12 protein-coding genes are annotated in these 12731 nt (G+C 61.6%); 3 read left to right on the top strand and 9 right to left on the bottom strand.

Features of this window, described 5'->3' with window-relative positions; genetic code table 11:
• The first annotated feature begins 110 nt into the window (after window positions 1-110).
• A complete protein-coding gene (locus tag ACXJKE_RS22305) occupies window positions 111-650 on the top strand; it encodes a DUF4124 domain-containing protein (protein ID WP_457282775.1) in 540 nt (179 codons plus the stop codon).
• A gap of 45 nt (window positions 651-695) precedes the next feature.
• Here ACXJKE_RS22305 and ACXJKE_RS22300 read toward each other — a convergent pair whose 3' ends face one another.
• Both ACXJKE_RS22300 and ACXJKE_RS22295 read right to left on the bottom strand, forming a co-directional pair.
• On the bottom strand, window positions 696-1055 hold the full coding sequence (locus tag ACXJKE_RS22300; protein ID WP_457282774.1) for an RnfH family protein: 360 nt from the start codon (window positions 1053-1055) through the stop codon (window positions 696-698).
• Window positions 1042-1488: a type II toxin-antitoxin system RatA family toxin gene (locus tag ACXJKE_RS22295; protein ID WP_457282773.1), complete on the bottom strand. Its 447-nt coding sequence runs from the start codon at window positions 1486-1488 to the stop codon at window positions 1042-1044. Before ACXJKE_RS22295 ends, ACXJKE_RS22300 begins: the two co-directional genes overlap by 14 nt.
• A 79-nt stretch (window positions 1489-1567) precedes the next feature.
• Between ACXJKE_RS22295 and smpB the strand changes: the two genes are divergently transcribed.
• Entirely contained in the window at window positions 1568-2101 is a 534-nt protein-coding gene (smpB, locus tag ACXJKE_RS22290) for an SsrA-binding protein SmpB (RefSeq protein WP_457282772.1), read from the top strand.
• Between the two features lie 131 nt (window positions 2102-2232).
• Window positions 2233-2607 (top strand): COG4315 family predicted lipoprotein, encoded by a 375-nt coding sequence (locus tag ACXJKE_RS22285; protein WP_457282771.1) that lies wholly within the window; start codon window positions 2233-2235, stop codon window positions 2605-2607.
• 9 nt (window positions 2608-2616) lie between these two features.
• On the opposite strand, the gene ACXJKE_RS22280 is transcribed toward ACXJKE_RS22285, so the two are convergent.
• The 7 genes from ACXJKE_RS22280 to nusA all read right to left on the bottom strand — a co-directional run bounded on the left by ACXJKE_RS22280 (window position 2617) and on the right by nusA (window position 12705).
• Window positions 2617-3732, bottom strand: a complete 1116-nt coding sequence (locus ACXJKE_RS22280; protein WP_457282770.1) for an enoyl-CoA hydratase/isomerase family protein — start codon at window positions 3730-3732, stop codon at window positions 2617-2619.
• Entirely contained in the window at window positions 3729-4604 is an 876-nt protein-coding gene (locus ACXJKE_RS22275; RefSeq protein ID WP_457282769.1) for a DMT family transporter, read from the bottom strand. The genes ACXJKE_RS22280 and ACXJKE_RS22275 overlap by 4 nt, the downstream gene beginning before the upstream one ends.
• A 221-nt stretch (window positions 4605-4825) precedes the next feature.
• Window positions 4826-6652 (bottom strand): translational GTPase TypA, encoded by a 1827-nt coding sequence (gene typA, locus ACXJKE_RS22270; protein ID WP_457282768.1) that lies wholly within the window; start codon window positions 6650-6652, stop codon window positions 4826-4828.
• Window positions 6653-6687: 35 nt separating this feature from the next.
• A complete protein-coding gene (gene truB, locus ACXJKE_RS22265; protein ID WP_457282767.1) occupies window positions 6688-7734 on the bottom strand; it encodes a tRNA pseudouridine(55) synthase TruB in 1047 nt (348 codons plus the stop codon).
• A 90-nt stretch (window positions 7735-7824) separates the two neighbouring features.
• Window positions 7825-8193, bottom strand: coding sequence for a 30S ribosome-binding factor RbfA (gene rbfA / locus ACXJKE_RS22260; protein WP_457282766.1), 369 nt, complete (start codon window positions 8191-8193; stop codon window positions 7825-7827).
• Window positions 8194-8253: 60 nt separating this feature from the next.
• Window positions 8254-11151, bottom strand: a complete 2898-nt coding sequence (gene infB / locus ACXJKE_RS22255) for a translation initiation factor IF-2 (RefSeq protein ID WP_457282765.1) — start codon at window positions 11149-11151, stop codon at window positions 8254-8256.
• Window positions 11152-11178: 27 nt separating this feature from the next.
• Entirely contained in the window at window positions 11179-12705 is a 1527-nt protein-coding gene (nusA, locus tag ACXJKE_RS22250) for a transcription termination factor NusA (protein ID WP_457282764.1), read from the bottom strand.
• Between the last annotated feature and the right edge of the window lie 26 nt (window positions 12706-12731).

Below are 12731 nucleotides of genomic sequence, written 5' to 3'. Positions count from 1 at the left end.
CCCCTAGCATCCCTTCACGGCCTTCGCCCCTGTGTGCCAAGTGGTTGTAAAAAAGCCGCTTTACCCTTCAGCCGCAAGAAAACCGGACGGCACGGCGCTACACTGGTGAAATGCACTTCAAATCCGTTTTTCGCCCCCTCCTGCTGGCGCTCGCCTGCGGGTCATTTTCGCTGACAGCGTTCGCCCAATGGCAGTGGATCGACAAAGATGGCCGCAAGGTCTACAGCGACCGTTCGCCGCCCGCCGAAATCCTGGAAAAAAACATCCTGAAGCGACCGGGTGGCATGGCGCGAACGGCAGCGGCCCCTGATCCCGCCCCAAGTGCAGCCGATCCGGCTGCCCCGGCAGCGTCTGCGCCCGCCGGTAAAGCCAGTGCGCCCAAGCTGTTGTCCGGCAAGGACAAGGACCTTGAGGCCAAGAAGAAGCAGGCTGAGACAGAAGAAGCCGCCAAGAAGAAGGCCGAGGAAGAGAAAATAGCCAAAGCCAAGGCCGAAAATTGTGACAATGCAAAGCGCAACATGGCGACATTGCAATCGGGCGTACGCATCACTGCCGTCAATGGCAAAGGTGAACGGGAAGCTATGGACGATACGAAGCGCGCAGCCGAAGTCAAGCGCGTCCAGGAAGCCATTGATAGCAGCTGCAAATAACAAGCAGCTTCTGCGATGTTCGCCAAACATCGCTGGCGGCCACGGCTAATATCCGGCTTTCGCCCCCGCTCTTTTTTTAGCGAACAGCCCGGCGCTTTTGGCGCCCTGCCGGCTGAAACGTTCGCGGCGCGCAACCTTTGGATCCACCCGAAGACCGCGGTAGACCTCAACCCTGTCATGGTCATGCAGCGCATGCCCCAGGGTGGTTTTACGGCCCCAGATACCGACGACCGGGTGGCCGCCCTGCCGCAACTCCGGGAATTCATCAAAAAGCCCGGCCGCAGCAAGCGCCTGCGCCACCGTTGTGCCCGCCGCCAGCTCCAGCACCCACTCGCGAACCTGCCGCGGCGCCGCTGAATAGACCAAGGTGACTTTGAGCGGCGCGCCGCCCTCAGGCTTCGCCATAAACGTCTTCAGCCCTTTTGACAAAGGCATCCACCAGGCTTCCCGCTATTTTTTCGAAGACGGGACCGACCAGCGCCGCCAGCGCGGCATTGTCAAAGTCATAACGCAGCGTGAAATCCACCTTGCAGGCTCTTTCATCGGCCTTGCCGACAGGCGTGAAATCCCAGTGGCCGTCGAGCTTTGAAAACGGGCCGTCGACCAGTTTCAGGCTGACCTTCCGGTTTTTTTCGTGTGTGTTGCGGGTGGTGAAGCTTTGCGTCAGCCCGGCCAGCGAGATGCCGACCTTCGCTGTCATGCCGCGCGCGTCTTCCTCCAGCACAGCGGCCTGGTCACACCATGGGAGAAACTCGGGATACCTGGCGACATCAGTGACCAGCCCAAACATTTCGGCGGCGCTGTACCAGATTAAAACGGACTTGTGAACGGTTTTCATACAATCGAGGGCTGGGCGCAATTGTATTAGCCACTTCGCGGGCACTGTACTTTTCAGATTTCGCCCTTACCTTTTATCCATGGCCACCAAAGAAGCATCCTCCTCCAAAAAAACGGCCGCAACGCCCTCTGCCAATCTCTCACCCAAGGCAGCGGCGGCCGCCGTGCGCATTGCCGACAATAAAAAGGCGCTTTTCAATTACCAGATTGAAGAGCGCTTTGAGGCGGGCATGGTGCTTGAAGGCTGGGAAGTGAAGTCCCTGCGCGAAGGCAAGGTCCAGCTTACCGACGGCTATGTCGTTATTCGCAACGGCGAACTCTTCATCATCGGCTGCCAGATCAACCCGCTGGGCACGGCGTCCACTCATGTGCGTCCCGACTCGGTGCGCACCAAGAAGCTGTTGATGCACAAGGAAGAGATCCGCCGCCTGATCGGAAAGGTCGAGCAAAAAGGTTTCACGCTGGTGCCGCTGAACATGCACTGGAAAGCCGGCAAGGTGAAATGCGAGATCGGCCTGGCCAAGGGCAAGGGTGAGCACGACAAGCGCGACACCATCAAGGACCGTGAAGGCAAGCGCGAGGTCGAGCGCGCGATGAAGTCCCGCAACCGCTAGGGCTTGCTCCAAAACGCGGCGTCCGCCGCTTGCCCTTCTCCGGGAATCGTGGAAGTATGTTTCGAGTAAGCCCGGGTCTGCCGGTGTTTATGCTTGTGCAGCCATCCGCTGTTATTCACCGGAGCTTTTCCATGAAATTCCTGACGACCGCCTTGTTGACCGCCGCCCTGCTGGGCGGCTGCGCCTCCACGACATCAAAACATCCCGCCACCGTCGCCGATGGCGTGCTGGTCGGGCCCAACGGCATGACGCTTTACACCTTCGACCGCGACACCGCCGGTAGCGGCAAGTCGGTCTGTAATAGCCAATGCGCGGCCAACTGGCCGCCCCTGGTGCCCACTGCGACAGCCCAGCCGCTGGGCGACTACACCATCATCACCCGTGATGATGGCAGCCGGCAGTGGGCGATAAAGGGCAAGCCGCTGTACTACTGGGTCAAGGACGCCAAGCCCGGGGACAAGACCGGCGACAACGTCATGAATGCCTGGCGCGTCGCCCGTCCCTGAGCAAACGACTCAGAGCCCGCGCAGCGGGTGTTCGTCCGCCGTCCAGGGGCTGGCGAAAAAAGCCTGGGTCATTTCCGGCTTCACGTCTTCGATGCGCGCGGGCATCCACTGCGGCTTGTAGTCCTTGTCAACGGCCAGCGCGCGTATGCCTTCTACCGTTTCGCTGGCTGCGCCGGGACGCAGGTGAAAGCATTGGTACACCATGTCGCGCTCCATGCGCAGGTCGTCGGCCAATGTCATGGTGCGGGCGCGGCGGATTTGCTCCAGTGTCACATGCAGCATCAGCGGTGAACGTTTGCGCAGCGTGGCGGCGGTCTTCAGCGCCCAAGGGTCGGTTGAAGCTTCCAGCGCATCCACGATGTGTTTGACCCGTGCCAGTGAAAAATAGGCATCAAGATGGCCGCTAACCGAAACAGGACGGGCGCTACCAGCTATCAATTCAGTAGCAATCCACTGCTTAGCCCCAGCGGCTGATGCGAAAGCCCGGCCGCCCAGGGCATCCCAAAGTGCCGGCAGGCGGGCGGCTTCCAGCTTGACGTCCGCCAGACCGTAGCCGATGGCTTCATCTGCACCGATCACGTCACCCGTGAGTGCCAGGTACTCGCCGGCGTGGCCCGGGCAGCGGCTCAGGAAGTAGCCACCGCCGACGTCCGGAAACAGGCCGATGTTTGTTTCCGGCATGGCCATTTTGGTGTGCTCGGTGACGACGCGCACCTTGGCGCCCTGGCTGATTCCCATACCGCCGCCCATGACCACGCCGTCCATAAAGGCGATGTAGGGCTTGGGATAGTTGTGGATCAAGTGGTTGAGCGCGTATTCCTCGGTGAAGAAGTCCTCCAGCGCGGAATCGCCCGCGAACACCGCCTGATGGAAAAAGCGGATGTCGCCGCCCGCGCAAAAACCGCCGAAGAGGCTCTCGGGCGTGCCGGGCTGGCCCTTTTTGTTGGTGCCGCGTATCGCCACCACATGAACCTCAGGGTCGTCGCGCCAGTCCAGCAAGGCGGCGGACAGATCCCGAATCATGGCCAGCGACAACGCATTGAGCGCCTTGGGGCGGTTCAGGGTGATGAGCCCGGCGCTGCCGCGACGCTCGACCAGCACATCGTTTCCACTGACAGTATTCATGCCCGCTGCCTCCATCCGACCAGTTCATTGACCACCAGCGCACCTATAACCAGCGCGCCGCCTGTCAGCACGCTCGCGCCGGGCACCTCACCCGCGCCAAACCAGGCCAGCAAAATACCAAAAATCACTTCCAGCAGCGCCAGCAGGGCGACTTCCGGCGCCTTGAGAACGCCGGCGCACATCACCGACAGCACGCACGGGATGGCCAACTGAACCAGGCCCAGCAAGGCCAGCAGGCCGACGTCATGTGGCGTGGCGGAAAACGGGAACGACAAGGGCAAGGTGGCCAACGATGAGATCACCGCCCCCACCAGCACGGCAGGCACCAGGTCGATGTTCTTGCCGTGGGCACGGCTGTGCTGCACCACCGTCCAGTTGCTGGCGCTCGCCAGCGGCACCATCAGGGCTACCAGCGTGCCGCCCAGGTGACTGGAAAGGTCCATCTGCCCGCCGTACATCCACGCAATACCGGCGCCCGCCATGGCAATGGCCAGCCAGGTGCGGCCGGGAATGCGGTGACCGATAAACGCACGCGCCAGCAAAGCCGTGATGAAGGGGCTGACCGCCATCGTCACCAGCACATTGGCCACCGTGGTGAGCGTCAGCGCCACCATGAAAGCCGTGAACATCACGCTCCAGCAAAAGCCGGAAATCCAGAGTGCCGAGCCGCCGTTGCGGATTTTGGTGAACACCGCCCTGCCCTGCCACAGCGGCAAGATCACCAGCAAAGAGACCACGGTGAAAAAGCTGCGCCAGAACGTGACTTCAAAACTGCGGGCCGATTCGAGGTGACGCGTGACCACACCCGCAATCGACCACATCATGGTCACGAAGATCATCAAAAAAACGGCTTTGGGATGCGTGAGTTTCATAGGCTGGTTATCAATTCAGGCGGCTATGCGTACACAAAAAAGTTAAAAAGGCCGCTGGAGCTTGCACACACAGCGGCCTGGTTTCCAGCGATTCACCCCGCAACCCGGTGGGTCCCTGTCCCATTCCAGCAGGGGCCGCGGGACCGGCTTTGCCGGACCGCAGGCGCAGCGGCCCCCTCGGGGGGCAGCGCATTACACGAAGTGAAAAGCGTGGGGGCTCATTAAGACCTGCCTGCGCGCTTGCGATCGCTCTCTTTGAGGTGGCGCTTGCGCAGGCGAACCGACTTGGGCGTGATTTCAACCAGCTCGTCGTCCTCGATGAACTCAACGCCGTATTCGAGCGTGAGTTCGATAGGCGGCGTGATCTTGATCGCGTCTTCCTTGCCGCTGACGCGGAAGTTGGTCAGCTGCTTGGTACGCGTGGCGTTCACCACCAGGTCGTTGTCGCGGCTGTGGATGCCGACGATCATGCCTTCATACACCGGGTCATTGGCACGCACAAACATGCGGCCGCGGTCGTCCAGCTTGCCCAGGGCGTAGGTGAATATCTCACCGTCGTCCATCGAGATCAGCACACCGTTTTTACGGCCGCCGATTTCGCCCTTGTGCGCTTCGTAGCTGTCGAAGATGTTGGAGATCAGGCCAGAACCACGCGTCAGGTTCAGGAACTCGTTGGTAAAGCCGATCAGGCCACGCGCCGGGATGCGGTACTCAAGGCGCACACGGCCTCGGCCGTCCGGCTCCATGTTCACCAGTTCGCCCTTGCGCTCGCCCAGTGCCTGCATCACGCCACCCTGGTGCTGATCTTCGATGTCGGCCGTGACCAGCTCAATAGGCTCGTGCTTTTCACCGTTGACGTCCTTCATCACGACGCGCGGCTTGGACACCGCCATTTCGAAGCCTTCGCGGCGCATGTTTTCCAGCAGGATGGTCAGGTGCAACTCGCCGCGGCCCATGACTTCAAAGATGCCTTCTTCGTCGGTCTCGCTGACGCGCAGGGCCACGTTGTGCTGCAGTTCTTTTTGCAGGCGGTCCCAGATCTGGCGGCTGGTGACGTACTTGCCTTCGCGGCCGGCCAGAGGGCTGGTGTTGACGCAGAAATTCATGGTCAGAGTCGGTTCATCGACCTTGAGCATGGGCAGCGGCGCGGGGTTGGTCGGGTCGGTGATCGTCACGCCGATACCAATGTCGGTCAGGCCATTGATCAACACGATCTCGCCGGGGCCGGCTTCCGTGGCCTGCACGCGCTCCAGGCCCTGGAATGTCAGCACCTGGTTGACGCGGCCTTTGACGGCCTTGCCGTCCGGGCCTTCCATGACCACCACATCCATCATGGGCCTGATCGTGCCCTGGCTGATACGGCCGACGCCGATGCGGCCGACGAAGGTCGAGAAATCGAGAGCGGAAATCTGCAATTGCAGCGGCGCAGCGGGGTCGCCCTTTTGCGCAGGCACATGCTTAAGGATGGTATTGAAGAGCGCCGACATGTCGGGGCCCCACTGCTCGTTCGGCGGGCCTTCTTCGAGTGACGACCAGCCGTTGATGCCGGAGGCGTACACCACGGGGAAATCGAGCTGCTCGTCGGTGGCGCCCAGCTTGTCGAACAGGTCGAAAGCGGCGTTGATGACCTTGTCGGGGTTGGCGCCCGGCTTGTCGACCTTGTTGACCACCACGATGGGCTTGAGGCCCAGGGCAAGTGCCTTCTTGGTCACGAAGCGCGTCTGGGGCATGGGGCCTTCCTGCGCATCGATCAGCAGCACCACGCCGTCGACCATGGACAGCGCGCGCTCCACTTCACCGCCGAAGTCGGCGTGGCCCGGGGTGTCGACGATGTTGATGTGCGTGCCTTCCCAGGTCACGGCGCAGTTCTTGGCCAGGATGGTGATGCCGCGTTCTTTTTCGATGGCGTTGTTGTCCATCACGGTGTCGACCACTTTTTCGTGCTCGGCGAAGGTGCCGGACTGACGCAGCAGCTGGTCAACCATGGTGGTTTTGCCATGGTCAACGTGGGCGATGATGGCGATATTGCGGATTTGGTTATGGCTCATGGTTGGCTTTCAGGAAGACTCGAAACGGTACGGGGTTAATGTTGGAAAGAAGAAGCCGCAACGCCTGTGGGCGTGGCAGCGAAATCGGGTGTGGAGCGTTCAGCCGGCGTTCTGGCGGCTTGCAAAATGTCCTGTATTTCAATCGGGCTCAGCAAACGCTGCGGAATCAATTCGTCGGCCGTGACATGGGCCGAGCCCAGGAACGCCGGCGGCTCGGTGCCATAGACCTGCACCAGCGGCGCATCGGCGCCCCACTGCCCGGGTTCGCCCCGGCGGCGCAAACCACTTAAAAACCGCCCTGCATTGTCGGCGTCCAATGTGACAGACGGGTACGCCGACACCAGCGACTGCGCCGGCAGCAGGCAGGCTTCGCGCTCGGGCTCGGTCATGGCTTCCAGGGCAGGCAAAGTCACGCACTGCTGCGCCGTGTAGCCGCCGGTCTCCAGCCGCCTGAGCGATCCGAGATGCGCGCCGCAGCCAATGGCTTCGCCAATGTCTTCACCGAGCGTGCGGATGTACGTTCCCTTGCTGCAGGTTACTATGATTTTGATAGCTGCTTGCGCACGACTGTCCTGGGTTGCAGCCATATTCAGCTTGAAAATCGTGATGTGGCGCGCTTCCCGCTCCACCTCTTGCCCCTTGCGGGCGTACTCATACAGCGCTTTGCCGTCTTTCTTGAGCGCCGAGTACATGGGCGGAACCTGTGCTTGCGGGCCAGTGAAACGTTCCGTCAGTGACTCCAGCAAGGCCGGCGTGATTTCGGGCACGGGCCGGGTCTCAATCACGTCGCCTTCGGCGTCGGCCGTGGTGGTTTTCTGGCCCAGCAGCAGCACCGCTTCGTACGTCTTGTCGGCGTCGAGCTGGATCTGGCTGAACTTGGTGGCCGCGCCAAAACACAACGGCAACACGCCGGTGGCCAGCGGATCGAGCGTGCCTGTGTGACCGGCCTTGTCGGCGCGCAGCAGCCATTTGGCCTTCTGCAAGGCCTGATTGCTCGACAGGCCCAGCGGCTTGTCGAGCAGCAGCACGCCGTGCACGGGACGTCGCTGGATTTTCTGGCGATGAGAAGAGGTTTGCGTCATAAATTCCGACAGGCTCAACGCACGGGCTGGCCCGGGCGCGTCGTTGGCACCGTTGTCCCTGAACCTGTCATCAAGGGGAACGGCGCGAACTCAGTCGTCTTGCGCGCGGGAGGAAACCGCCTTGGCAATCAAGGCGTTCATGTCGGCCGCACGTTCGGTCGTGCGGTCGAAGTGGAAATGCAGCGTCGGCACGGTGTGCGTCATCAACCGCTTGAAGAGGCCATTGCGAAGGAAACCGGCGGCCTGGTTGAGCGCTTCTTCGCACTCTTTCGGGTCACCGACAAGCACACTGAAAAACACTTTCGCATGCGCATAGTCGGCCGTCACCTCGACGGCCTGCACGGTCACCATCCCGACCCGCGGGTCTTTAAGTTCGCGCGCGATCAGCTCCGTCAGATCGCGCTGGATCTGATCGGCGACGCGAAAACCGCGATTCGGGGTGGATGATTTTTTACGCATGTCAAAAAATGGTGAGGTCTGCGGAAAGGCTGGCAGCCAGGGGCTGCCGGCCAGCCGGGATCAGACTTCCAGTGTCCGCGCCACTTCCCTGATTTCAAAGAATTCCAGAATGTCGCCAACCTGGATATCGTTGTAGTTCTTGATGTTCAAACCGCACTCGAAGCCTTCCTTGACTTCCTTGGCGTCGTCCTTGAAGCGCTTGAGCGAGTCGAGTTCGCCCGTGAAGACGACCACGTTCTCGCGCAGAAGGCGCAGGCGCGCGGTGCGGCGAACCACCCCGGCGGTGACCATACAGCCGGCGATCGAGCCGATCTTGCTGACCTTGAACACCTGGCGAATCTCGGCATTGCCGATGACTTCTTCCTTCTTGTCCGGTGTCAGCATGCCCGACATCGCGGCGCGAAGTTCGTCCACAGCGTCATAAATGATGTTGTAGTAGCGAATGTCCACGCCGTTGTTTTCGGCCTGCTTGCGGGCCTGGGCATCGGCGCGGGTGTTGAACCCGATCACCACGGCCTTGGAGGCGATCGCCAGGTTGACGTCGGACTCGGAAATGCCGCCGACACCGGAGTACACGAGCTGGACCTTGACCTCTTCGGTCGAAAGCTTCAGCAGCGACTGGGCCAGCGCTTCCTGCGAGCCTTGCACATCGGCCTTGATGATGATGGGCAACATCTTGACTTCGCCGGCGCCGATATCGGAGAACATGTTCTCCAGCTTGGCGGCCTGTTGCTTGGCCAGCTTGGTATTGCGGAACTTGCCGGCACGGTAGGTGGAGATCTCACGGGCACGGCGCTCGTCGAGCATGACCATGAATTCATCACCGGCTTGCGGCACTTCCGTCAGACCCTGAATTTCCACGGGAATCGACGGGCCTGCCGTTTTGATCGGCTTGCCGTTTTCGTCCAGCATGGCGCGCACGCGGCCATAGGTCGAACCGGCCAGCACCACGTCGCCGGCTTTCAGCGTTCCCGCCTGAATCAGCACGGTCGCCACGGGGCCACGGCCCTTGTCGAGGCGGGCTTCGATCACCAGGCCCTTGGCCAGTGCATCCACCGGCGCCTTGAGTTCAAGCACTTCTGCCTGCAGCAGCACCTGTTCGAGCAAGGCATCGACACCGGCGCCGGTATGGGCAGAGACGCCGACAAACGGAACGTCGCCGCCGAACTCTTCGGGAATCACTTCTTCGGTGACCAGCTCGCCCTTGACGCGCTCCATGTTGATACCAGGCTTGTCGATCTTGTTGATCGCCACCACGATGGGAACACCGGCCGCCTTGGCATGCTTGATGGCTTCCTTGGTCTGCGGCATCACGCCGTCGTCGGCCGCCACCACCAGAATCACGATGTCGGTCGCCTGGGCGCCGCGGGCACGCATGGCGGTAAACGCCTCGTGGCCCGGGGTATCCAGGAAGGACACCATGCCGCGCGGGGTTTCCACGTGATAGGCACCAATGTGCTGGGTGATGCCGCCCGCTTCGCCGGAGGCCACTTTGGCGCGGCGGATGTAATCGAGCAGTGAGGTCTTGCCATGGTCGACGTGACCCATGACCGTCACAACCGGCGCACGCGGCAACAACTCGGCCTGCTGGCCTTGCACGTCTTCGTCGGCAAAGGCTTCCGGGTCGTCCAGCGAAGCCGTCACGGCCTTGTGGCCCATTTCTTCCACCACAATCATGGCGGTGTCCTGGTCCAGCGGCTGGTTGATGGTGACCATCTGGCCAAGCTTCATCAGGTGCTTGATCACTTCCGATGACTTCACGCTCATCTTGTGCGCGAGTTCGGCCACGGTGATCGTCTCAGGCACGTGCACTTCAATGACCTTGAATTCGGTCGGCGCCACGAAGGTGGATTCCGGACGTGCTTCACGGTCATTGCGGCGGCCACGCGGGCCGCCACGGAAATTGCCACGGCCGGGCACAACGGGTGCGCCACGGCTTGGAATGCCCTTCTTCTTGGCGGCGTCGTCCTTCCATGTCGAAGACAGGTTCTCCGACTTGACTTCCTTCTTGCCAGCGGCACCAGGGGCACCCGCAGCGGCCGGCGCACCCGGTTTGGCCGCGGCACCCGGCGCGCCGGCCGGCTTGTGCAGCGTGCCCTTGATGGCGGCTTTGGGATCGACGTGGGGCACCAGAACGCGCTTGGGCGCGGACATCATGGCGCGAATGCCGGCAGCTTCTGCTTCAGCCTTGCGGCGGCGGTCCTGGAGCTCTTGCGCCTTCGCCGCGTCGGCCTGGAATTCGGCGGTGGCTTTGGCCTTGGCAGTTGCAGCGGCAGCCGCGGCATCGGCAGCCTTCGTGGCCTGTACGGCCGCAGCGGTTTCAGCGGCCTTGGTGGCTTCGGCCGTTACCGGTGCAGCGTCCTTGGCTTTTCCGGCCGGCTTGGCCTTTTTGACCACAGCCTCGGCAGCCGCGGCGGCCGCCTGGGCGGTTTGCTCGGCGGCCAGACGCTCCTGCTCGCGCGCAGCATCCTTGGCGTCCTGCTCTTCGCGAAGACGGCGTTTTTCAGCAAGCTCCTGCTCCTGGCGGCGCAGCAGTTCTGCGTGGCGGCTGGCTTCTTCTTCGCGGCGAATCAGCTCGGCATCGTCAATGACGGGAGGTGCCGGCGGAGCGGCCACTTCAGGCTGCACTTCTTCCGCAGGCTGGTCGGAGCCGTCGTCACGCTTGATAAAGGTACGCTTTTTACGCACTTCCACCTGGATGGTGCGTGCCTTTCCGGTGGCATCGGCCTGCTTGATCTCGCTGGTGGATTTTTTCACCAGGGTGATCTTCTTGCGCTCGGCCGTGACGGTGCCATGGCTGGCCTGCAGATAGCCGAGAAGCTTCTGCTTGTCCGCTTCGGACAAGGGGTCGCTGGCTTGCACCTTGGCGACACCCGCGCTGGTCAATTGCTCGATCAGGGTGGCGGGAGATTTATTGAGTTCAGCTGCGAATTCAGCGACGGTAGTGGTACTGGACATATGTTTTTTTCCTGCTGGCCTCCATGATCATTGCTCTTGGGCCGCTGCAGGTGCAGGGGTGTCAGCGGCAGCGGGTTCATCGGTAAACCAATGGGCGCGTGCGGTCATGATCAGGGCTTTGGCTTCGTCCGAAGACTGGCCGGTGATATCGGTAAGTTCGTCCACGGCCAGATCGGCCAGGTCGTCGCGGGTATGGATACCCGCTTCTGTCAGTTTGGCGATCAGCTCTGGCGTGAGGCCTTCGACGTCGCGCAGGTTCTGCGACACGCCTTCGGCATTTTCTTCCTTGGCGATTTCCATCGTCAAGAGCGCATCTTTGGCGCGCGTGCGCAGCTCATTGACGGTGTCTTCGTCGAAGGACTCGATCTCCAGCATTTCCTGCAGCGGCACATAGGCCACTTCTTCGAGACTGGTGAAGCCTTCGGAGATCAGGATGTCGGCGATTTCCTCGTCCACGTCGAGCTTTTCCATGAACAGCTTGCGGCTGGAATCGGTCTCGGTGGCCTGCTTTTGCGCAGACTCATCGGCCGTCATGATGTTGATCTTCCAGCCGGTCAGCTCGGCGGCAAGGCGCACGTTCTGGCCGCCGCGGCCGATCGAAATCGCCAGGTTTTCTTCGTCGACGACGACATCCATGGCGTGACGCTCTTCGTCGACCACGATGGACGACACGTTGGCCGGGGCCAATGCACCAATCACGAACTGGGCCGGGTCTTCGCTCCACAGCACGATGTCCACGCGCTCGCCGGCGAGTTCGTTGGTCACGCCGTTGACGCGGGTGCCGCGAACGCCGACGCAGGTGCCGATCGGGTCGACACGCTTGTCATGCGACAGCACGGCGATCTTGGCGCGGGAACCGGGGTCACGGGCGCAGGATTTGATCTCCAGCAGGCCTTGTTCGATTTCAGGGACTTCCTGGCGGAACAGCTCGATCATGTACTCGGGCGCGGTGCGCGAGAGGATGATGGGCGCGCCGCGCAAGGTCGTGTCCACTTCCATGATCATGGCGCGAACGCGGTCGCCGGAGCGCAGATTTTCCTTCGGGATCATGTCGGAACGGCGCAGGCGGCCTTCCACACGGCCGGATTCGACGATGATGTCGCCCTTGTCCATGCGTTTGACGGTGCCGACAAAAATCTTGTCGCCGCGCGACATGAAGTCGTTGAGAAGCATTTCGCGCTCGGCGTCGCGGATTTTCTGCAGAATGACCTGCTTGGCCGCTTGCGCGCCAATACGGCCGATCGGCAGGCTTTCCACCGGCTTTTCGATGTAGTCGCCTTCTTCGATGTCGGCGATTTCGTCGCGTGCGTCGCTGACCAGCTCTTCGGCTTCAGGGTTCTGCAAGCCGGCTTCGTCAGGCACCACCAGCCAGCGGCGGAAGGTTTCGTAATTGCCGCTGTCACGGTCGACGGCTACGCGGATGTCCACTTCGCCTTCGTAGACCTTCTTGGTGGCCGAGGCGAGCGCGAGCTCGACGGCGCCAAAAACGACGTCACGTTCCACATTCTTTTCACGCGAGATGGCATCAACCAACATCAACAGTTCGCGATTCATTTCACAAGCCTGCCTTTCTTCATTTC

This window comes from Polaromonas sp. P5_D5 (assembly GCF_054049435.1).
Note: the sequence above shows the minus strand (reverse complement) of the source record. Positions and strands in the feature narration are given on the sequence as shown.

What these genes read in the sequence shown, in the direction of transcription:
- ACXJKE_RS22305 (WP_457282775.1), top strand. Translation starts at nt 111, where the DNA reads ATGCACTTCAAATCCGTTTTTCGCCCCCTCCTGCTGGCGCTCGCCTGC.
- ACXJKE_RS22300 (WP_457282774.1), bottom strand. Translation starts at nt 1,055, where the DNA reads ATGGCGAAGCCTGAGGGCGGCGCGCCGCTCAAAGTCACCTTGGTCTAT.
- ACXJKE_RS22295 (WP_457282773.1), bottom strand. Translation starts at nt 1,488, where the DNA reads ATGAAAACCGTTCACAAGTCCGTTTTAATCTGGTACAGCGCCGCCGAA.
- smpB (WP_457282772.1), top strand. Translation starts at nt 1,568, where the DNA reads ATGGCCACCAAAGAAGCATCCTCCTCCAAAAAAACGGCCGCAACGCCC.
- ACXJKE_RS22285 (WP_457282771.1), top strand. Translation starts at nt 2,233, where the DNA reads ATGAAATTCCTGACGACCGCCTTGTTGACCGCCGCCCTGCTGGGCGGC.
- ACXJKE_RS22280 (WP_457282770.1), bottom strand. Translation starts at nt 3,732, where the DNA reads ATGAATACTGTCAGTGGAAACGATGTGCTGGTCGAGCGTCGCGGCAGC.
- ACXJKE_RS22275 (WP_457282769.1), bottom strand. Translation starts at nt 4,604, where the DNA reads ATGAAACTCACGCATCCCAAAGCCGTTTTTTTGATGATCTTCGTGACC.
- typA (WP_457282768.1), bottom strand. Translation starts at nt 6,652, where the DNA reads ATGAGCCATAACCAAATCCGCAATATCGCCATCATCGCCCACGTTGAC.
- truB (WP_457282767.1), bottom strand. Translation starts at nt 7,734, where the DNA reads ATGACGCAAACCTCTTCTCATCGCCAGAAAATCCAGCGACGTCCCGTG.
- rbfA (WP_457282766.1), bottom strand. Translation starts at nt 8,193, where the DNA reads ATGCGTAAAAAATCATCCACCCCGAATCGCGGTTTTCGCGTCGCCGAT.
- infB (WP_457282765.1), bottom strand. Translation starts at nt 11,151, where the DNA reads ATGTCCAGTACCACTACCGTCGCTGAATTCGCAGCTGAACTCAATAAA.
- nusA (WP_457282764.1), bottom strand. Translation starts at nt 12,705, where the DNA reads ATGAATCGCGAACTGTTGATGTTGGTTGATGCCATCTCGCGTGAAAAG.